We start from the raw sequence: 21,846 nt of genomic DNA on the forward strand, positions 1-21,846 counted from the left end.
CCGGCCCCGCCCGGTCCACCGGGCCGGCCACAGTCCAGCACGGGATACGCGGCCCCCATGACACCGTCGGCCGGGCCGGCCACACAGCGGCCTAGTTGCCGGGTCCGGCGGCTCGCAGGCGGAGTTGTCCCTTGTCCGGTTTGCCGGCGTCGGTGAGCGGAAGGGCTGGGGTGAAGTCGATGCGGGTGGGCTCGTACATGGGGCCGCGCCGTGCCCGTATCAGCCCCCGCAGCTCATCCGCCGTCACCGGGCTGCCGGGGGACGGCACGACGACGGCATGCACCCGTTCCACGCCGTCCGCGTCCCGTACACCGAAAACAGCACTCTGCCGCACCTGCGGATGGGCATTGAGCAGATCCTCCAGCTCAGCGGTGTATACGTGGCCACCGACCACGACGACCATGTCCTTGAGCCGGTCGACGACGGTGAGATAGCCGTCCCCGTCGAGGAACCCCACGTCACCGGTGTGCAGCCAGCCGTCGCGCAGTACCTGGCCGGTCAGGTCCGGCTGCTTCCAGTACCCCTGCATCAGCGACGCGGACCGCACACAGATCTCTCCGGTACGGCCGGACGGCAGGTCATTCCCGGACGGGTCCCGGATCGCGACCTGTACGCCCGGCACCACACGGCCTGTCGACCGCAGCCGCTCCGGCCGTGCCGGATCGTGGTCCTCCGGCGCCAGGACACTGATGCTGCCCGACTCGCTCTGCCCGTAGAACTGCATCAAGATGGGGCCGAAACGCTTCAGCGCGTCCCCGATCCGGTTCGGGGAGGCCGTACATCCGCCGTAGACGACGCACCGCAGGCTGGACGCGTCGGCCGTGGCCGCGTCCGGATGGTCCAACAACTGGTACAACAACGGCGGCAGCAAGAACAGATCGGTGATGCGCTCGGCCTCGATCGCCCTCCACACGGCAGCCGGATCGAAGCCGTCGAGAAGGACCACACTGCCTTGATGGCGCAGCGCCACGTCAGCCAGTGCCCCCGCGCCATGGGCGAGGGTGGTGGCGACCAACAACCGAGGAGCAGGGTCCGCCAGCATCCGGGCCCCGGCGCCAGATGCGCCAGGCCTCGTGATGGCCGGCATCCCGCTGAACGGAACGCAGATGCCCTTGGGGTGCCCCGTGGTGCCGCCGGTGTGGCGGATGATGCAGATGTCATCCGGCTCCGCCCGGCTCAGAAACCGGGTGGCCGGTCCTCCCTCGGCCATGGCCAGGAGATCATCCCCAAGCGGTGCGGGCCCCAGGCTCAGCACGCGGGGGACGGAGGTCAGTTCCGTGATCTCACCGGCGCGTAAGGCCGACCCGGGATCGACCACCAGAGCGGCGCTGTCCACATCACGCACGATGGCCGCTTGCGCCTCCGCCGACAGCCCGTTGTAAAGATGGCTGACCCGGCACCCCAGCAGATGGGCAGCGTAACGCGCGCACAGTGCCTCGGGCAGGTTGCCGCACAACAGCGTCACACCCTGACCACGCCGCAGACCCGCATCATGCAGGGCCCATGCCAAGCGGTGTACGAGATCTCTGACCTCCCCACCGCTCAGGCTCCGCTGCCCCCGCACCAGGGCCTCGCGATCCGGCTCCTTGTCCAGGGCGTCAAGGATGTCCTCCACGTACGTACGAAAACCGTGGCCGGTTACGGGCACGCTCACCACGCTCATCTCCTGTGTCCGGTCTTGATCCCTCGTCCACCGCGAGGCTATTCACCACGACCCACCGCCACCACGACACAGGGCAGGATCAAGCCGCCTACGAACACAACGGCCAAGCCGGCAAGGCCGAGCCGGAGAACCCGGGCATGGCAGGCCAGACCCCGTACGCGGGCAGCAGGGCACGGGCGGGCTACAGGTGGTCGACTGTGTTCCGGCAGACGTGAGTACCCGAGCCCGAGTGCTGAGTACGTTGCCCGATGTGGCCCCGTGCCGCCGCCTGCTGAAATGCGGAGCATGACCTCTGAAGCCCCTCGACGTGTGACCATGCAGTCCGTCGCCGGCACCGGCGCGGCCCTCGCGGCAGTATTGCTGCCGCTGACCGCCGCCGTGCTGCTGGCCAAGACGACGGCCGGTGACCCTTTGGCGCCGGTGAACACGCTGATGACCAATGGGGCGCAGCGTGTGCGGCTCTCCTGTTCGGTGTGGCGCGGATGCGGCAGGAGCGCGCTGTCCGAGTGGAGGAGCGACCTGCGGAACAAGGGCGCTGAGGCCCGGGGTCGCGCTTGGAGTCGTGTGCCGGCGGTGCAGGTAAGACATCGTGTGCCTACGCGCGGGATGCTTCCGTAGCCGCCTTCGTCCAGGACGACGACTGAGGCGAACCGGACTGGGGCGTCTTGGCGTTCAACGAGAGCGTCTTGATCGTGACGGCGGCTTCCTTGACTTCGAACCCATGCCCTGAAGAACGCCACTGCCTCGGCTCCGACGCGGGAAACAGCCCCGGTCTCCGCTGGAGCGCGCGTCGTGGGGCACGTGTTCTGCGTCCTACAGCCCCGGGAGACCCACCGGGACACCGGGCCGATCGCCGCGGTGGTCGTCGACTGCTCGGACCCGCGGGCCATGGCCCGGTTCTGGGCCGAGGCGATCGACTGGACCCCGCGCGAGGTGACCGACGATCACGCTCAAGGCGCTCGGCGCGAGCCCCGCCGACGCAGGCCTGGGCGATTTCCCGTGGAAGGTTCTGGCCGACCCGGAAGGCAACGAGTTCTGCGTCCTCGGCCCGGCCTGACACGGAACCTCCCCGCCTGCTCCACCACACCCACGCCAACGAACTCGCCAAGGACGCGGGTGCACCGTGTGGGCGACGCCGGGTCGATACCGGTTTGCTGAAGCGAGAGGCGGTCTCCGGGGTGGGTTTTGCTTTCTTGCGCGGCATCGGCGGATACGGACGGGCGGTTTGTGCCGGCCAAGGCCGTGGGCCCGGCCGGCACGAACCGCCGCTCGGAGAGGGTCAGGCGGGTGTTGCGTCCTTCCGGGTTGTGGCCTCCGGCTCGTGGGCGCCGCGGAGCCACTGGGCCAGGGCGCGGATTGTCGGGCGGGCGAAGAGGGTGGCGACGGGCATGGGCGTTGCGGTTTCGCGGCGGATGGCCGAGACGAGGCGTACCGCGCGCAGGGAGTCGCCGCCGAGTTGGAAGAAGTTGTCGGTTACCGAGAGGTCCGGTACGTCGAAGAAGTCGCTCCAGATGTCGAGGAGCAGTTGCTCCTCGGCATCCGCCGGGCCTTCGGGGACGGCGGTGTCGAGGGCGTCCGTGGCCGCCTCGTCGGGCAGTTGGGCCAGCGCGGCGCGGTCCACCTTGCCGTTGGGGGTGAGTGGGAAGGTGTCGCGGACCGACACCGCCGACGGGAGCATGTAGGTGGGCAGGCGCTGCTCCAGGTCACCGCGGAGGGCGGCTCCGGAGCGGGTGACGCCGGGCTGGAGGAGGACGTGGGCGGTCAGGCGGGTTCGGCCGCGCTCGCCGTGGACGGTGGCGACGGCGGCACGGACCCCTGGGCAGCTCAGCAGGGCCGCCTCCACGTCGCCCAGTTCGATCCGGTGGCCGCCTATCTTGACCTGGTCGTCACGGCGTCCCAGGAACTCGATCTCCCCGTTCGGCAGGAGCCGCCCCCAGTCGCCGGTGCGGTACAGGCGGCCACCGCCGGCGGGATCGGTGACGAAGCTGCGCCGGGTCCGTTCCTCGTCGCCGAGGTAGCCGCGGGCGACACCGGCGCCCGCGATGCAGATCTCGCCGGTGACCCAGTACGGGCGGGGACGCAGCAGCGGGTCGGCGACGAAGACGCGCTGGTCGCGCATCGATGTGCCGTAGGGGATGGAGGTGAGGTGGCGGTCCTCGGGGGTGATGCGGTGCCAGATCGACCAGATCGACGCCTCGGTGGCGCCGCCGAGGCTCCACTGGACAGCGCTCGGGAACAACGCCCGCACCTCGTCGGGCAGTGAGACGGGGATCCAGTCGCCGCTCATCAGGACGGCACGCAGCGGCGGCAGGCTCGACGGAGGCCGCTGCTCACCGTTGACATGGGCGCACAGCATGGCCATGAGGGCCGGGACGCTGTTCCATACCGTCACCGCGCTGTCGGTCATCAGGCGCAGCCAGTTGCCCGGTTCCCGCTCGTCGCCCGGCGCCGGGATGACAACGGCGCCGCCGGCCGACAGGGGGCCGAAGATGTCGTACACGGACAGGTCGAAGTGGAGCGCGGACAGCGCCAGTACCCGGTCCTCGGCGGTGAGGGACAGTTCGTCGTTCACGTCGCGGACGGTGTTGACGGCCGGGCCGTGCTCGATCATCACGCCCTTGGGCACGCCGGTGGATCCGGAGGTGTAGATGACGTACGCCAGGTCGTCCGGCGACACCGTGACATCGGGGCCGTCGGGGAGGTCGGCGGGCACGTCGGGCCCTGTCACCGCGGTGACCTCGAAGACCTCGGTCCCCTCGGGCCAGGCCACGGTGGAACGCACACCGGGCTGGGTGAGGACCTGGCCGATCCCTGCCGCGGCGAGCACAGCGGCGATCCTCGCGGCCGGCCAGTGCGGGTCGACGGGCACATACGCGGCACCGGCGCGCAGGACGCCGAGGCAGCCCACGACCTGCTCCCAGCCCTTCTCCATCACCACGGCGACCAGCGACCCGGGGGCTGTGCCCGCGTCGGCGAGCCGGTGCGCCAGCAGGGCCGATTCGGTGGCCAGTTCCCGGTAGGTGAGGGTGCGCCCGGGGGCGATGACCCCGACCGCGTCCGGGGTCTCCGTGGCCCGGGCCACGACGGCGTGGTGCAGTAGCGCGTCCGCCGGGAACGGTACGAGCGGTTCGCCGGCGGCCGGCTCGGGGCTGTCCGGGGTGCCGGCCGCGGTGAGCGCGCCGTGCCCCGTGCAGGGAAGGCGGACGGGCTCCGCCCAGGCGGACTTAACGACAGAGTTCACGGATCAGCCCTTCGTACGCGGCGAGCATGCCGTCCACGACGCCCTCGGGGAAGGCCTCCTCGACGACGTCCCAGTTGAGAATCAGTGCACCGGCTTCCTCGAACGCCTGGTGGTCCAGAATGACCTGCGGCGTCCGCACCCCGCTCCATACCGGCGTCCCCGAGTCGCCCATCAGGCACAGAGCACCCACCGGGCCCGCCTCGGGCCCCGTGGCGGAGTGCGTCTGGCCCCCCAGCGTGCTGTTGAAGACGACCGGCATACGGGCCCGTCCCGCCTCGCCGTCCAGCCGGCTCAGGTCGCGCAGGACGTCGAGACCGGTGTATGCGGTGTGTTCCATGTCGAGCATGAGCTGCCGCTGCACGGCAACCGCCGTCTCCCGGAACGGCGCGGCCTGGTCGACCCGTACCTCCAGCAGGTTCGTGGAGGAGAAGTTCCCCACCACGTCGGACATGGCCGTGGCACCAACCGCGCCCCGGTGCGAGACGAGCACGGTGAGCGTGAAGTCCGGCGTCCTCGACCAGGTGGCCAGCACCTGGCAGTAGGCGGCGAGGACGGCACTGGAAGGGGTCACTCCGGCGGCGGCCGCGTTCTTCTTGAAACGGTCCCAGTCGTCCGGTTCTACCCGGATGAAGCGGTTGCCGAAGACGGGCCGGGTGATCTCTGCCAGCTTTACGGCCAGCGGGAGTTCCGGGGCGGGCGGCAACGACGCGGCACGCTCACGCCAGTAGGTCCGGCTCGGTTCGATGGTGTCCGAGGCCTGGTACTCCCGCAGCGCCTCCACGTGGTCGCGGAACGAGCCGACCGGGGCGGGGAGTTCGGCGTCCGGGTCACGGTAGAGCCGGGCCCACTCGTTGAACAGCAGGGTGCTGCTCGCCCCGTCCGAAATCAGTACGTCGATGGCGACGTGCAGCCGCGTGACCGTGTCGTCCACGCGCGTGGCCCTGATCAGGAACAGCGGCCAGCGGGTGGTGTCGAAGGTGTGGGATGTCACCTCATCATGGATCTGCGCCAGCCGGGCCGTACGCTCCTGGGCGGTCAGCCGCCGGATGTCCTCGACGGGGATGGACCACCCTGGCACCTCGCCCAGCACCCGCTGGTGCCCGGCCGGGTCGAACACGGCGCGCAGCATCTCATGCCGCTCCACCAGGCGCCGGAAGGCGTCCTCCGCCGCCCGGACGTCGAAGCCGGTCAGGTCGACCTCGATGCACAACACCGTGGGGACGTTGCCCAGCTCGAAGTCACCGGCCCTGCCCGCCAGGTAGGCCTCCTGGAGCTTGGTCAGGGGAAACGGGGGCGAGTCGGGGCGCGACGGCCTCCCGGCCCGCTCGGGCGCGGTGGCCCGCTCGGGCGCCACGGCCCGCTCGGGCGCGGCTTCGGCGGCCGGTTGGGACGCCCGATCCGCTACGGCGTCCGTGGCGGAGTCGGAGGCGGAGGCCGCTTCAGCCCGTTCCGGGGCGGGGGCGGAGGGCTGGGGTGCGAAGAGCTCGGCCACGTGCTGGGCCAGCTCCTCGGGGCTCGGGTGGTCGAAGACGGCGGTGGCGCCGAGCCGTACGCCCAGGCCGCGGCCGATCCGGTTGCGCAGCTCCATCGACGTCAGCGAGTCGAAGCCCATCTCGTAGAACGACCGCTGGGCGTCCACGCGGTCGGGCTTGGTGCCGAGCAGGGCGGCGACATGGTCCTTGATGACGCCGAGGAGGGCCGCGATCCGCTGGTCCGCCGACGTGTCGGGGGACTCCAGCAGGGCGCGAACCGCCTCGGTACCGGAACCGGCGCCCTTCGAGCCGGCCGCCGGGGCAGGGGCCGGGGCCTGGTCAGCGCCGTCCACGACCCGGGCGGAAGCGGGGACGGCGGATGGCGCGGCTGCCGTGGCGACCGGTGAACGGTGGGCCTGCTGGGGTGCGGTCCGGCTCCGGCCGCCCCGGGCCGGCCCACCAAGGCGCCGCTGCGTGAGGGCGGACAGCAGGAAGGGTCCGTCGACCGGGCCTGGCGTGTCCTCGTCGGGGAAGGCCAGCCGGGCCCCCACCAGTGCCGCGGTGCCGCTGGTGAGTGCGCTGTCGAAGAGCGCGAGTCCGTCCTGGGTGGCGAACGGCGCGACGCCGTTGCGACGCAGCCGCAGCAGGTCCCCCTCGTCGAGGTGGCCGGTCATACCGGTCGCCTCGGCCCACAGCCCCCACGCGACGGCGTGCACCGGGTGCCCCTCGGCACGGCGGAGGGCTGCGAACTGGTCCAGGAAGGTGTTGGCTCCCGCGTAATTGGCCTGGCCCGGCCCGCCGAGGACGCCGTAGAGGGAGGAGAAGAGGACGAAGCAGCTCAACCGGTCGTCCCGGGTCGCCGCATCGAGGTGGAGGGCGGAGTCGGCCTTGCTGCGGAGGACAGCATGGAGCTGGTCCGGCGTCATGTTGGCCACGGTGGAGTCGTCGAGCACACCCGCCGCGTGGACGACGCCGGTGACCGGCCCGTTCGCGCGGACCTCGTCGAGGGCTCGCCGTACGTCGTTCGCGTCCGCGACGTCGGCCGCCAGGACCCGTACGGTCGCACCGAGGCCGGCCATCTCGGCGCAGAACTCACCGATGCCGGGGGCCCGTTCGCCGCTGCGGCTGATCAGGGCGAGCGAGGTGGTGCCCCACCGGGACACCAGGTGACGGGCGATGGCGCGGCCGAGGGTGCCGGTGCCGCCGGTGATGACGACGGTGCCACCGCTCAAGTCGGGCGCGCCGGCCGTACCGCCGGCGGCGGGTGCGGTGTGCGGGGTGAGCTGCGGCACCAGCACACGGTCGGCCCGTACGGCGAGCTGCGGTTCGGTCCGGGACAGCGCCCGTACGAGCGGGTCTGCCGACTTTAGGGCGCTGTCGTCGACGTCGACGATCCGGAACTGGCCGGGGCACTCGGTCTGCGCGGAGCGCACCATGCCCCAGACCGCGCTGTCGCCCAGGGCGAACGTCTCGTCGCCCGGTACGGCGACCGAGTCGCGCGTCACGAAGGTCAGCACCGCGCGGCCTTCCAGGTCCTCGGCGCGCAGCCAGGTCTGGAGGGTGTCGAGCGTGCGCTGCGCGGAGGCGTGGAGCTGGGTCGCCGGGTCGTCCTCGCCCTCCGGTGACGGGACGACGACCTGCCAGTCGCCCGGGATACTGGAAACGATCATGATCGCCTCGTCGAGTGTGGCGACCGAGATGCCACCGCGGTTGGCGTCACGGAGCAGGCCCGGCAGCCGGCCCTCTCCCCCGCCGACCACGCACAGGCGCGGCGTGCCGGCATCGGAGGACCCGGCACCGGCACGGGTCGCCTCTTCCCAGGCGACGGTGTACAGCCCCGCACGGTCCAGGTCGAGGTCCGCCGCAAGGTCCCGGTCCGGGCTCGGATGGGTGGCGCGGGCGAGGTCCAGGTCGCGTACGACCATCCGCTCGACCGCCAGCACGACCGTACCGTCGTCGGCGGTCAGGGTGAGGGAGATCGCGTCGTCGCCGACCCGGCGGGCGAACGCCTGGCAGGTCTCACCAGGCGTCGCGGGGCCGAGGCGTACGCCGTGGAAGACGAAGGGCACGGCGATGCGGCCCGCGGCGGGCTCGCCCAGCATCCCGCAGGCGACGGCGGCGTGCAGTGCGGCATCGGTCAGTGCCGGATGCGCGGCGAAGCCGCTGTGGTTGACGAGCGCGGCGGCGGGCAGGGCCACGGCCGCATGGACGTCGTCGCCCCGGTGCGCGCCGGAGCGGACACCCCGGAACGCCTCGCCGTAGCCGTACCCGCGCTCGCGGAGCCGCGCGTACATGGCGTCCTTGTCCACGATGGCGGCGCCGTGCGGAAGGGCCGGGTCGGCGGCTGCGGGAGCGGGCTGCTGCCCGGGTACTGCCAGGACCCCGTCGGCGTGGCGCTGCCAGGAGTCGCTGCCGGCCTTGCGGGAGTGCACGGTCACCGCTCTGGCGCCCCGCGCGTCGGCGGGCTCCACGGTCACCTGGACGTCGACGGGCGAGCCGTCCATCGGCAGGATCAGGGGGTCGCTGAGCAGCATTTCGTCGATGCCCCCGCAGCCCAGTTCACGCCCCGCGGTCAGCAGCAGCTCCATGAAGGCGGTGCCGGGCAGGAGGGCCGTGTCCTCCACGCGGTGGTCCATGAGCCAGGGGTGGCTGCGGATCGACAGGCGGCCGCTCATCACCACCGTGCCGTCGGGGGTGTCGACGACGGAGGAGAGGAAGGGGTGGGCGCCGTCGCGGACCGTTCCCCTCGCTTGTGGCGCGGCGGGTTCGGCGGTGGCCTGCGCCGAGGCCGGCCGCGCGGCTCGCGCGGAGACCGGGACGGGCTCGGAGGGCAGCCAGAACCGCCTGCCCTCGAAGGGGTAGGTGGGAAGCTCGGCACGCGCCGTGGCCAGGCTCGTGGCCGTGACGGAGTCGGGGACGGGCAGCAGCCGCTTCCAGTCCACCGGGTGACCTTGCACGTACGCCGTCGCGGCGGACATCAGGAAGCGTTCCCAGGTGCCCTGGTCGCGCTTGAGCGTGCCGCACACCGGCGCACGGCCGGCCGTACCGCCCAGGATGGCCTCCAGGGAGCCGGTCAGCACGGGGTGGGGGCTGATCTCGATGAAGGCGTCGTAGCCGTGCGAGGCCATCTCCTCGATGGTCTCGGCGAACCGCACGCGCCCGCGCAGGTTGCGGTACCAGTACGCACCGTCGAGTTCATCGCCGCGCATGCGGCGGCCCTCCACGGTGGAGAACACGGGGACGGTGGAGGCGCGGGCCGTGATCCCAACGAGCCCCTCAGTGACGAGGTCTTCGAGTTCCTCCACAACCGGGGAGTGGGAGGCGCACTTGGCCGGGACGCGGCGGGCGTAGACGCCACGGCTGTCGCACAGGTCCAACAGCCGCGCCAGGCCGGGCTCGTCGTCTCCGGAGAGGATCACGAAGGACGGCCCGTTGGTGGCGGCGATCACCAGATCGGCACCGGCCTCGGCGAGGAGGGCGGTGGTCTCGTCGGCGGAGGCGGCGACGGCCGCCATCCCGCCCCTGCCGTGGTGCTCCAGGACCCGGCTGCGGCAGGCGACGACCTCGGCCGCCTGCTCCAGGTCAAGGGCGCCGGCCAGGCAGGCCGCGGCCACCTCGCCCTGCGAGTGACCGACCACGGCCGCGGGTTCGATCCCGGCATGCTGCCACAGGGCCGCGAGGCCGAGCATCATGGAGAAGAGGAGCGGCTGGATGACGTCGGTGCGCTCCAGGTCGACGCCGGTGTCCTCGCCGTGGAGCACGGCCATGAGGTCGTAGTCCAGGTGCGGTTTGAAGGCGGCGGCGCACTCCTCGACGCGCTGCCGGAAGATGGGGGACTCGACCAGGAGCCGTGCGGCCATGCCGGGCCACTGGGAGCCCTGGCCGGGGAAGACGAAGACGGGCCGGCGGATACGGCGTGCCTCGCCGTGTACGGCAGCCGCTGTGGCGGTCTCCAGGCCCCCGGTACGGTCGACGCCCTGGGGGCCGTCGCCGTCGACGTCGTCCGCGAACTCCCGCAGCGCGGTGGCCAACTGCGGGCGGCCCGTGCCGAGGAGGACGGCACGGCAGTCGTGGTCCTCGCGTTCGGTGCGCAGTACGTGGGAGAGGGCGGACAGTGAGGCGGTGCCCGTGGCGATCCGGTCCGCCACGGCCCGGGCGTAGGCGCGCAGCGCGGTGGGTGTCTTGGCGGAGAGCTTCAGCAGAGCGGGACGGTCCGCGCCGTCGTCCTCGGGTGCGGCGTCGTCCCGGTCCTCCTCCCAGCTCTCCAGGATGACGTGCGAGTTGGTGCCGCTGACGCCGAAGGAGGATACGGCGCACCGGCGGACCCCGGCGCGCAGCGGCCAGTCGCGGTTGTGCCGCAGCACCTCCACGGTCCCCGACCAGTCGACGTGGGAGTTGAGCGGGCCGTCGACGTGCATGGTGCGGGGCATTTCCCCGGCACGCATCGCGGTGAGGCACTTGATCACACCGCCGACACCGGCGGCGGCCATGGAATGGCCGATGTTCGACTTGAACGAACCGAGCCACACCGGCTCGTCGCGCCGGCCCTGCCCGTACGTGGCGTGGATGGCGTTGACTTCGATGGGGTCGCCCAGCTTGGTGGCGGTGCCGTGCGCCTCGACGAGCTGGACGTCCTCCGGCCCGAGCCCGGCGTCGGCCAGCGCCTGGTTGATCACCTTCACCTGGGCACGGCCGCTCGGGGCGGTCAGACCGTTGCTGGCGCCATCCTGGTTCACCGCGGTGCCCCGGATCACGCCGAGGATGGTCCGGCCGAGCCGCTTGGCCTTCGCCAGCGGCTCCAGGACCAGGACGCCCGCGCCTTCGGCCCACACCGTGCCGTTGGCCGCGTCGGAGAACGTGCGGCAGCGCGCGTCCGGCGACAGCGCCTGCTTGCGGGCGTAGTCGACGAACATCCCGGGCCCGGCCAGCACGGTGCAGCCGCCCGCGAAGGCGAGGTCGGTCTCCCCGCTGCGCAGCGAGCGTACGGCCGTGTGGATGGCCACGCCGGAGGACGAGCACGCCGTGTCGATGGTGAGCGCGGGGCCTTCCAGACCCAGCAGATAGGCGATGCGCCCGGAGGCGACGCTGGGCGAGGTGCCGGTGCCCATGAAACCGGCGGTCTCCTCCTGCCACTTCCACAGCGGCATGCCGTACTCGTTGGGCATCAGGCCGACGAAGACCCCTGTGCGGGAGCCCTTGAGGGAGGACGGCACGATGCCCGCGCGTTCGATGGCCTCCCAGGTGACCTGGAGCAGGGTGCGCTGCTGCGGGTCCATGGCCTTGGCCTCGGCGGGGCGGATGCCGAAGAACGCGGCGTCGAAGGTGTCCGCGTCGTGCAGGAAGCCGCCCTGCCGGACGTAGGCGGGGTCGTACAGGTCCTCGGTGTGCCAGTCGCGGTTGGCGGGGAAGTCGCCCACGGCGTCGTGGCCGTCCCGGACGAGTTCCCAGAGGGATTCGGGGCTGGTGACCCCGCCGGGATAGCGGCAAGCCATCCCGATCACGGCGATGGCGTCGCGTGTCGCGTCGTACTCGGCCATCTCAGCCATGCTCGGACTCCATCTCTTTGTCGACGCGCTGCGCCAGTTCACTGAGGGTGGGGTGGTCGAAGAGGACCGTTTCGGACAGGTCCAGGGCCGTCGCGTCGACGATGCGGTCGAGGAACTCGATGAGGGACATCGAGTCGATGCCCTGGTCCGTGAAGGACAGGTCCGGGTCGAGCCGGGGAACCGATCCGCCGAGCACGACGGCGAGTTCGCGCTCCAGTACGGAGCGCACGAGCCACTCGCGGTCGGCACCGGGCGCGGTCCGCAGCCACGTCGCGCGGAACGGGGCCGCCGGTGCGGCTTCGGTCTCCGGTGCGGCTTCAGCCTGCGGTCCGGCTTCAGCCTGCGGTCCGGCTTCAGCCTCGGTCGCCGGTCCGGGTGCGGTCTTCCGCCCGGCCATGGTTTCCGGGCCGGGCTCGCCGGCCGGTGCGGTCCCGGGCTGGGAACGGGACGGAGGGTCGGAAGGGGGCGGAGGCTCGGATCCGCTCGATGCGTCGCGGACGGGCGCGGGTGGTGCCTCCCGTACGGGCGCGGGTGGTGCGTCCGGCTCCGGTGCGGCCGGGGCGGTCCCGCCCGGAAGAGGAAACGTTTCTCTGCTGAAGCGGTAGGTCGGCAGTCCAAGTGCCCTGCGCGGCCCGTCGCCCACCAGGGCGCGGACCGAGGCGCTGTCACCGCCGTGGACGTAGGCGCTCGCGGCCTCCACACACCGCACGCCGTCGGCTCCGCCCGCGGTAAGCCAGTCGGCGGGGACGGCGAAGCCGTGGCCCGCGGCCACCTTCGCCAGACCCTCGCGGAAGTGCGGCCACCCGGACCCCACGACCGCCGCGCGGTGCTCCCAGTGGGTACGGCGCACCAGGGCCCCGGCCACGGCGCCGACCGGCGGCCGCCCGGCCGGGAAGGGGTGGTCCAGCAACGCCGCCGCCAGCTCCCGGACGGCCTGGGGGGTACGCCCGGACAGGCACCAGACGGTGGGCTCATCCTCCGCGCCGTCCAGCCGCTCACGCGCGGCCGCCGGCGCGGGGCCCAGGATCACGTGGACGTTGGTGCCGCCCATGCCGAACGAGCTGACGCCGACGGCCTCGCCGTCCCTGAACGGCCGGTTCTCCAGCCTCGTGACGACGTCGATGTTGAGTTCGCGGAACGCGATGGCCGGGTTGCCCGCGCTGTGGTGCAGGGTCGGCGGGAGTTGCCCGTACCGCAGCATCAGGCACGCCTTGAGGAATCCGGCCATGCCCGCGGCGGATTCCAGGTGCCCGATGTTCGTCTTCACCGAGCCCACCCGTACGGGGCTGCCCTCTGGCCGGCCCCGGCCGACGGCCGCACCGACGGCGCGCGCCTCGACGGGGTCACCCACGGGTGTGCCGGTGCCGTGGAGTTCGATGTACACGATGTCGGCCGGGGCCACTCCGGCGGCGGCGCGGGCGGCGGTCATCGCCTCGTACTGGGCGTCGGCCGAGGGGACCGTGAGCCCGCCACGTCCACCGTCATTGCTGGTGGCGCCGGCGAGGACCACGCACTGGACGGGATCACCGTCGCGCAGCGCGGCGTCGAGCGGCTTGAGTACGACACAGCCGCCGCCCTCGCCGCGTACGTAACCGTCGGCACGGGCGTCGAAGGTGCGGCAGTGACCGTCCCGGGAGAGACCGCCCCACAGGTCGATCTGGTCGGTGACGCGCTGGAGGAGGTTGAGGTGGACTCCGGCCACGACGGCCGCCTCGCACTCACCGGTCCGCAGCGCGGTCAGCGCGCGGTGCACGGCGGCCAGCGACGAGGACTGGCCGGTATCGACGACCTCGCTGGGGCCGCGGAACCCGAAGTGATGGGAGACCCGGTTGGCGAGCATGCAGCGGCTGCTGCCGGTGTGGCCGAACCGGTCCAGGGCGCCGGAGCTGAGGTACGTGAGGCGGAAGTCGTCGGCGGAGGCGCCGACGAAGACGCCCCAGCGGCTGCCGTGCACCTCCGCCGCCGGCATGGCGGCGTCTTCCAGGGCCTCCCACGCGAGTTCGAGCAGGAGGCGCTGCTGCGGGTCCATGGAGCGGGCCTCGCGTGGCGAGATCCCGAAGAAGCCCGCGTCGAAGCCCTCGACGTCGTCCACGAAGCCGCCACGACGGGCGGCCGGCACCGCCGGGACGGTGCTGTTCGCCGGGGTGTCCGCCGCGGCGGCCCCGTGGGGGCGGTCGGTCCAGCGGTGCGGCGGTACGGCTCCGACGCTGTCCACGCCGCCGACCAGGTTCAGCCAGAAGTGGGCCGGGTCCCCGGCGCCCGGGAAGCGGCAGGACGCGCCTATGACGGCGATGGGCGCCGGACGGTCACCGACGGGGTGCGGTACAGAGGTCACGCCGCGTCCCTCCCCGGTAGCGGGCCGGGCCCGACCCACAGGTGCCGCAAGCCCCGGAAGGTGGGGCTGGCCTTCCACTCGTGGGCGGCGGCGGGCTGGGACACCCGTAGCCCCGGACAGCGTTCGATGAGCGTCTCGAAGGCGACGATGACTTCGAGACGCGCCAGGTGCTTGCCGATGCAGTTGTGGATACCGCCGCCGAAGGCGAGGTGCTCGCGGCGGGGCGCGCCGATGTCGAAACGCTCCGGGTCGTCGAACCGGCGGTCGTCGCGGTTCGCGGCCGCGAAGGCGAGGAAGACGATGGCCCCCTCCGGGATGGTCACCCCGTTCAGCCGCACCTCCTCCGTGACGTAGCGGTAGAGGGACAGGTTGAAGGGCGACTGGTGGCGCAGCATCTCCTCGACCGCGCCCGGCACCAGCGTGGGGTCGGCCCACAGCCGGTCGCGCTGCCCGGGGTGGGCGTCGAGTGTCAGGAAGCCGGTGGTGATGAGGTTCGCCGTGGTCTCGTAGCCGGCCGCGAGCAGCGCGTACGCCTGCGCGACGGCCTCGGGCTCGTCGAGGGACGTGGCGAGGTGGCTCAGAACGTCCTCTCGGGGAGCCTCTCTCCTGGCCCGGATGAGCCCCCGCAGGTACTCGGTCATCCGGCCGGCGTCCCGCCGCAGCGCCTCGGGCGTGGCATCGCCGGTGATGGTCTGGACCCAGCCGTGGAAGGTACCCCGGTCCTCGTCCGGCACGCCGAGAGTGCGGCAGATCACCGATATGGAGAAAGGAAAGGCAAAATCCTGGACAAGATCGAAGCCGTCGGATCCGGCCACGGCGTCCAGCGTTTCGTGTGCGCACCGGCGGATGTCATCCCTCCGCGCGGCGACGGACCGGGCGGTGAAGGTCGCGTTGAGGGGCTTGCGCAGCCGGGTGTGTTTCGGCGGATCGTTGTTCGCCATGTTGTCGTAGAGCAGGGACGAACGGGCCCCGCCGCCCGCGCCCTCGGCACCGCCGGCGGAATGCGCCGCGAAAAGCGGCATGGCCCGGTCGATGCTTTTGCGGAATCGCGGGTCCTGGAGAACGAATTCAATGTCCTCGTACGAGGTGACGAGCCAGGCCTTCAGGCCGGGCGGCAGGTAAGCCATTCCCGTCGTCAGAACGATTTCCCGCGGCTTGTTCCCATCCCGTCTGACGGTTCGGTACACCCGATGGGGCTCTGCGTAGAATTCCTGGTCAAGTGCTATCGGGCACCCATCGGGTGCGTCTGTCGGACACCCACCGGGTGCGTCACGGCCTGCCATTTCACTCTTTCTAGGGTCGTCCGAGAATCAGTGACACGTTGTGCCCGCCGAAGCCGAAGGAATTGGCGAGCGCGGCGTCCCAGCTACCGGTGCGGGCCCGGCCGGCGGCGACGTCGAGCGGCACGTCGGGGTCGAGTTCGTCCAGATTGCGGGTGGGCGGGACGGTTCCATCGCGCAGCGCGAGCATGGCGGCCACCGCGCCGAGGGCTCCGGAGGCGCCCAGCAGGTGGCCCGTCATGGACTTCGTCGCCGTCACCACCGGGTGCGTGCCGATGGCTTCGGCGACGGCCCGGGCCTCTGCCACGTCGCCCTGGGGGGTGGACGTCGCATGCGCGTGGACGTGGCCGATGTCGGCGGCGGTGACCCCGGCGTCCCGGAGGGACATCCGCATCGCGCGGACCTGGCCGGCCACGTCCGAGGCGGTGATGTGGGAGGCGCTGGAGGTGACGCCCGCACCGAGCAGGACACCGTGCGGCTTGGACACGCCACGGGCGCGGGCGTGGTCGGCGCGCTCCAGGACGACGACGGTCGCGCCCTCACCCAGGACGAAGCCGTCGCGGCCGACGTCGAACGGGCGGCACGCGTGCTCGGGGTCGTCGTTGCGCTTGGACAGCGCCGTCATCTGCGCGAACGCCGTCAGCGGCAGGGCGTGGACGCTGGCCTCGACACCGCCCGCGACGACGACGTCCGCCCGGCCGGCCCGGATGAGGTCCAGGCCGAGCGCGAGGGCCTCGGCGCCGGACGCGCAGGCGCTCACCGGTGCGTGGGCGCCGGCGAGCGCGCCGAGCTCCATGCTGACCCACGCGGCCGGGCCATTGGCCATCAGCATGGGAACGGTGTGCGGCGAGACCCGGCGCGGCCCTGAGGTCTCCAGTACCTGGTTCTGGCCGAGCAGGGAGGTGACGCCCCCGATGCCGGTGCCCAGGACGACGGCGAGGCGTTCCCCGTCGACGTCGGGGCTCCCCGCGTCCGCCCACGCCTCCCGCGCGGTCACCAGCGCCATCTGCTCGGACCTGTCCAGGCGGCGCGCCTCGGTGCGCTTCATCGCGTCGGCCGGGTTCACGGGGAGCTGAGCGGCGAGGCGTACTGGCAGCGGCTCGGCCCATGATTCCTTCAGCGCCTGAATTCCGTTGTCCCCGGACCGCATCGCCGCCCATGTGGTGGCCATGTCGGCACCGATGGGAGTCATGGCCCCGAGACCGGTTGCCCATACGTCGATCGCTTTCTGCATGGCCCAGGACGCTAGCCACCCGGCCAGCCCATTGGCAAGTTTTCAATTCCCTTGTCATCAGCGCGAATAGGGGGGCACGAACACCCCCCTATTCACCACCCCTGATCAATACCGTCAGCCCCACTAGGGGGTGCCGAAAAAGCGGTAAGGGGGTGGGGAACCCGGCGCGTAATGCGACCGCTTCCATGCGACCCACTTCCCTTCGCGCACGGGTACGGGAGGAGCATTCCGGACAGCCGCGGTATCCGCCGTGGGACCGGCCACCGGCCACGCCCCGGGACGGCCCGCCCGGCCGTCCTGCGTGCCGCCGCTCCCGGGCACACGCTCTCTTGGACCACCCCTCGCCCGTGTTTTGATCTACCTGGTCGCGCTGCGCGGCACGGAGCGTCGGCGGTCTGTAAGGAGGCATCGGTGGAGTTGGTGGACGGATCCAAGGGGCGGCATGTCCTGGAGGAACTGTTCGCACAGGCGCGGAGCGGCACGGGGAGAGCGGCGCTGGTGGTCGGCACCCCGGGAATGGGCAAGACCACACTGATCCACCATGTCCGCCGCCATGCCCGCGCCTTGGGGGCCGTCGTCCTTTCCGCCGTCGCGTCCCGGGCGGAACGCTCGCTCCCCATGGGTGTGATCGACCAGCTCACCGTGGCCGCCGGCGGGCTGCCGGCCACCGGCGGCGCCGGCACCCCGCACACCGACGGCGAGCCGGCCGGCCACCGCGAAGCGGTCGGCCACGGCCAGGCGGCCGGCCACGGCCAGGCGGCCGGCCACGGCCAGGCGGCCGGCCACGGCCAGGCAGCCGGCCACGGCCAGGCGTCGGCCGTCCACCGCTTCCAGGCCCTCGCCCAGCGTCTCGCCGAGCACCAGCCGCTCGTCGTCACCGTGGACGACGTCCATGAGATCGACGCCCCCTCGCTGGAGTCCCTGCTGTATCTGGTACGGAGGGTGGCGTCGACGCCCGTGCTCGTCGTGCTCGCCGAGCGCTCCCCCGCGCCCCACGCGGCCTCCGCGCTCACCGCCGAGTTCGTCCGCACCCCGCACTGCGAACTGCTCCACCTGGCGGGCCTCTCCCCCGCCGGGGCCGTCTCCGAACTGGCCGTCCGCCTCGGCGAGGAGGCCGCACGTGCCGCCGCGCCCCGCTGGTTGCACGCCTCGGGTGGCAGTCCGCTGCTGCTACGGGCGCTGCTCCAGGACCGGGACGCCGCGGCGGCGGCCCCGCACGGTCCGGCCGGCAGGGACGACGCGGCCCCTGAGGCGGGGCCGGAAGCGGCGGTCGCCCCGGTGGCGGGAGACGCGTGGGAACTGGCCGTCAGGTACCTGCTCGGCCAGCTCGACGACGACACGCTGCGCACCGCCCGCGGCCTGGCCGTCCTGGGCGACACGGCACCACCCGGAGACCTGGAGCGGCTGCTGGGCCTGCCCGTGGGTGCGGCCACGCGGGCCCTGGCCACGCTCGACGCGCTGGGCCTGACCGCGAACGGCCGTTACCGCCTGGACCGGACGCGCACCACCGCCCTGGCGGACATGGCGCCGGAGGAGCGTGCCGTACTCCACCACCGTGCCGCGCGGTTCCTGTACGAGGACGGGGACACGTCCGGCGAGGTGGCCAGGCACCTCGTGGCGGGAGGCCCGCTCGCCGAGAGCTGGGCCCTGTCCGTACTGCGGGACAGCGCCGCGCAGGCGCTGCGGGACAACGCCCCGGACTGGGCGATCACCTGCCTGCGGGTGGCCAAGGACGCGTGCCCGGACCCGGAGTCGGCGGCGAGCGTGCGCTCCGAACTCGCCCAGGCGGAGTGGGAGGTGGACCCCGGCTCCGTACGCCGGCACCTGGAGGCACTGCTGGACGCCCACCGTCACGGGCGGCTGGACCAGCGGCAGAGCATCCGGCTGATCGGGTATCTGCTGTGGCACGGCAGACCGGCGGAGGCCGACGCGCTGTTCGCCGCCCTCGACGGGGCCGAGGAGGAGCTGCTCGAAGAGTCCCTGGCGCGGCTGGAGACCATGAGGGTCTGGTTCGCGCACGCGTATCCCGCGCTGGGCGCCCGGTACCGGCACAGTGCCGCCCTGGAGGAGATGGCACTGGGCCGCAGCGTCGGAGCGGTGGACCCACAGGCCGACGGTGCGCTGGTGCTGTACACGCTGATGGCCGAGGGGCCCACCGGACGGGTGCTCCAGACCGCGGAACGACTGCTCCAGGGCGTGTTGCTGCACGATCCGCCGGTGGCCCCGGCGGTCGCGGCACTGGCGACGTTCATGCACGCGGCGCAGTTGGACCGCGCCGCGGAGTGGTGCGACCAGCTCGTACGGAGTGCTGAGCGGCGCGCGCCCACGGTGCGGGCCTTCCTCGCGGCGGCCAGCGCGGCCGTGGAGAGCCGGCTGGGCAACGCCGACGTCGCCCGGCGGCGGGCGGACGAGGCGCTGACCCTGCTGCCGCCGGCCTCCTGGGGCATCGCCATCGGGGTACCCCTGGCGGCCAAAGTGCTGGCGTGCACCGCGCAAGGCGACACCGAGGCAGCCGCCGAGTGCTTCCGCATGCCTGTGCCGGAGGCGATGTTCCAGACGCTGCCGGGGCTGCACTACCTCCAGGCGCGAGGCCGCTATCACCTGTCGGTACGCCGCTACCACGCCGCCCTGGGCGACTTCCACGCGTGCCGGGACCTGATGGCGGCGTGGCGGCTGGACGTGTCGACGGCCCTGTCCTGGCGGGCGTACGCGGCCGAGGCACTGATCGCGCTGGACAGCCCGGCGCAGGCGCGGGAACTGCTCGCCGAGGAGCTGACACGGCAGAGCACGGCGAACCGGTGGATGCGTGAGGAGTCGCTGCGCGTTCTCGAACAGCTCGGCGCCGACGCCTCCTCCGACCGCCCGCTTCCGGGCAGGCGGTCCGGCCCCAGGGCCGGTGAGGAACTCAGCAAGGCCGAGGGGCGGGTAGCCCTCCTGGCCTCGCAGGGCTACACCAACCGGGAGATAGCCGAGAAGCTCTTCGTCACCGCGAGCACGGTCGAGCAGCATCTCACCCGCGCCTACCAGAAGTTGGGGGTACGCGGCCGTGCCGGGCTGCCCGCGGCACTGGCGGGCCGGACCGCGCCGGGCGCCTGACCGGGCTGGTCAGCAGGCGGGATCGGGGTGAGCCGGGGGGATCGGGCGCCTGACCGGGCGAGTCAGCCGACGGCGCCGGAATCGGAGCCGGAGTCGGGGGAGCGAGGGCCGTCGCCGGTCGGCGTGCGCCGGAAGCCGTGGTCGCTCGTGCGGCCCAGGGCCCCCCGCGCCACGAGTTGTTCCAGCAGGCGCGGCGGCGGGCCGTCGGTCTCCGGGTACGCGTCGTGCAGCCGTCGCAGGGCGGTGAGGGAGGCGTCCAGGCCGATGGTGTCGAGCATCGTGTAGGGGCCCATCCGATGCCCGAAGCCGCCTTCGACCGCCGCGTCCGTCGACCGGGCGTCGGCGTCGGGGTGGTCCAGCAGCTCCACCGCGTGTGCGAGGTACGGGAAGAGGAGCCGGTGGACGACGGTCCCGGGTCGGTCCCAGGAGGTGATCGCGGTCCTGTCGAGGCGCTCGCAGAACGCTCGCGCGGTGCCGACCGCGCGGTCGCTGGTGGACCGGGTGCGAACCAGCTCCACCAACCGGGTGGCGGGGACCGGGCCGGAGAAGCGCAGACCGAGCACGTCACCCGGTCGCCCGGAGGCCTGCGCGCAGGCGGCCACGGACACGTCCGGGGACGCCGTGGCCAGGAGCGTGCCCGGTCGGCACACGACGCCGAGGGTGGCGAACAAGTCGCTGATGAGGGCCGGTTCCGCCAGGGCCTCGATCACCACATCGCAGTCGGCGAGCGGCCGGTACGCGTCGGCCGCGCAGGCCCGCCGTGCGGCCGTCCCCCCTTCCGGGCCGTGGGCCACCACAGCGGTCAGTCCGGCCGCGACGACGGCATCGGCGATGGTGCGCGCACCGGTACCTGACCCCACGATGCCGACACGTCGCACGGCGCCGGCGTTCGGCCCGCCACTCTCCCCGGCCGGGGCGGTGACGACGGGAGCGGCAGCGGCGGAGTGTTGCGGGCATGGGCGGCCGAGGTCGTCGTACGTGTAGAACCCCTGGCCGCTCTTGCGGCCCAGCAGCCCGGCGTCCACGAGGGAGGACAGCAGCGGAGCGGGCCGGAATCGCGGGTCGCCGGTCTTGGTGAATAAACGGGCGAGGGCGGTGTGGACGGTGTCCAGGCCCAGTTCATCCAGGAGGCGCAGCGGGCCCGTCGGCAGGCCGCAGCCGATCCGCATCGCCGTGTCGATGTCCTCCTGGGACGCGTGCCGCTCCTCGGCGAGGGTGACGGCGCGGTTGAGGAAGGCGTGGAGCAGCGCTGCCGCTTCGGCCGCGGGCCGTCCGCCGATGGCCACCGGTACGAGCCCGAGCCGAGCTACCAGGGCATCGAGCGCGGCAACGGCGTCCTCGGCGCTCATCGCCGTACGGACGGGCTCCACGCCCCGGCCCGGCGCGGGTGGCCGCAGGATCCGCAGCCCGAGGGTGGCGGCCGACCGGCCGGAGGCGATGGCCAGACGCGTCAGGGGCAGCCGTGCGGTGGTGGTGACCAGCACGGTGCGGTCCCAGCAGACGCTGTCGAGCCCCCTGAGCACCGCGGTCTTCACGGCCAGGAGTTCGGGCACGGCTTCGACCACGAGGTCGGCATAGCCGAGTGCGGCGATCTCGTTGGTGAGGGTGTACGTGCCGGCGGCGCCGTCCGCGGCCTCCGCCGCCTTCATCCGGCGGTCCACCCGGGCCAGGACATCGAGCCCGGTGTCGACCCCGACAGCGTGGTGACCCGCGGCGCGCACCATGCCCAACAGGGGTTCTCCGACCGAGCCGAGTCCGACCACGCCGACGACCGAACGCCCTCGCCCCATGACGTGCGTGTTCCTCTCTGTGTCGTCCCCTGGTGCCTGGCCCTGGGTGCCTGGCCCTGGCCCTGGCCCTGGCCCTGGTCAGCCTTCCTCTGCGCGGAAGCGGTTGATGGCGTCGATGTGCTTGTCCCGCATCTCCTGGTTCTTCACGCCCATGCCCTCCTCGGGGGCGAGGCACAGCACGCCGACCTT

Annotated in this window: 8 protein-coding genes and 1 pseudogene; 2 read left to right on the forward strand and 7 right to left on the reverse strand. The window is 72.6% G+C overall.

The window, feature by feature from the left end:
• Window positions 1-91: 91 nt before the first annotated feature.
• The gene (locus tag AB0J57_RS33580; protein ID WP_366132182.1) at window positions 92-1,663 is read right to left on the reverse strand and encodes an AMP-binding protein; all 1,572 of its coding nucleotides are present in this window, start codon (window positions 1,661-1,663) and stop codon (window positions 92-94) included.
• A gap of 795 nt (window positions 1,664-2,458) precedes the next feature.
• Here AB0J57_RS33580 and AB0J57_RS33585 point away from each other — a divergent pair.
• Window positions 2,459-2,720, forward strand: a pseudogene (locus AB0J57_RS33585) (VOC family protein); the annotation flags it as partial.
• A 222-nt stretch (window positions 2,721-2,942) separates the two neighbouring features.
• On the opposite strand, the gene AB0J57_RS33590 reads toward AB0J57_RS33585, so the two are convergent.
• The 5 genes from AB0J57_RS33590 to AB0J57_RS33610 form a co-directional block, all read right to left on the reverse strand.
• Window positions 2,943-4,904 carry an amino acid adenylation domain-containing protein gene (locus AB0J57_RS33590; RefSeq protein ID WP_366132183.1) on the reverse strand — a complete coding sequence of 654 codons (1,962 nt, stop codon included), beginning with the start codon at window positions 4,902-4,904 and terminating at the stop codon, window positions 2,943-2,945.
• Window positions 4,888-11,922 carry an SDR family NAD(P)-dependent oxidoreductase gene (locus AB0J57_RS33595; protein ID WP_366132184.1) on the reverse strand — a complete coding sequence of 2,345 codons (7,035 nt, stop codon included), beginning with the start codon at window positions 11,920-11,922 and terminating at the stop codon, window positions 4,888-4,890. The genes AB0J57_RS33590 and AB0J57_RS33595 overlap by 17 nt, the downstream gene beginning before the upstream one ends.
• Window positions 11,915-14,257, reverse strand: coding sequence for a beta-ketoacyl synthase N-terminal-like domain-containing protein (locus AB0J57_RS33600; RefSeq protein ID WP_366132185.1), 2,343 nt, complete (start codon window positions 14,255-14,257; stop codon window positions 11,915-11,917). Before AB0J57_RS33600 ends, AB0J57_RS33595 begins: the two co-directional genes overlap by 8 nt.
• Window positions 14,254-15,384 carry a cytochrome P450 gene (locus tag AB0J57_RS33605; RefSeq protein ID WP_366132186.1) on the reverse strand — a complete coding sequence of 377 codons (1,131 nt, stop codon included), beginning with the start codon at window positions 15,382-15,384 and terminating at the stop codon, window positions 14,254-14,256. Before AB0J57_RS33605 ends, AB0J57_RS33600 begins: the two co-directional genes overlap by 4 nt.
• A 166-nt stretch (window positions 15,385-15,550) precedes the next feature.
• Window positions 15,551-16,771: a beta-ketoacyl-[acyl-carrier-protein] synthase family protein gene (locus AB0J57_RS33610; protein WP_366132187.1), complete on the reverse strand. Its 1,221-nt coding sequence runs from the start codon at window positions 16,769-16,771 to the stop codon at window positions 15,551-15,553.
• A 411-nt stretch (window positions 16,772-17,182) separates the two neighbouring features.
• Between AB0J57_RS33610 and AB0J57_RS33615 the strand changes: the two genes are divergently transcribed.
• The gene (locus tag AB0J57_RS33615; protein ID WP_366132189.1) at window positions 17,183-19,867 is read left to right on the forward strand and encodes an AAA family ATPase; all 2,685 of its coding nucleotides are present in this window, start codon (window positions 17,183-17,185) and stop codon (window positions 19,865-19,867) included.
• A gap of 62 nt (window positions 19,868-19,929) precedes the next feature.
• Here the strand turns inward: AB0J57_RS33615 and AB0J57_RS33620 are convergent, their stop codons facing one another.
• Window positions 19,930-21,657 carry a 3-hydroxyacyl-CoA dehydrogenase family protein gene (locus AB0J57_RS33620; RefSeq protein WP_366132190.1) on the reverse strand — a complete coding sequence of 576 codons (1,728 nt, stop codon included), beginning with the start codon at window positions 21,655-21,657 and terminating at the stop codon, window positions 19,930-19,932.
• Window positions 21,658-21,846: the final 189 nt, after the last annotated feature.

Origin of the sequence: Streptomyces sp. NPDC049837 (genome assembly GCF_040674455.1) — a bacterium.
GTDB lineage: Bacteria > Actinomycetota > Actinomycetes > Streptomycetales > Streptomycetaceae > Streptomyces.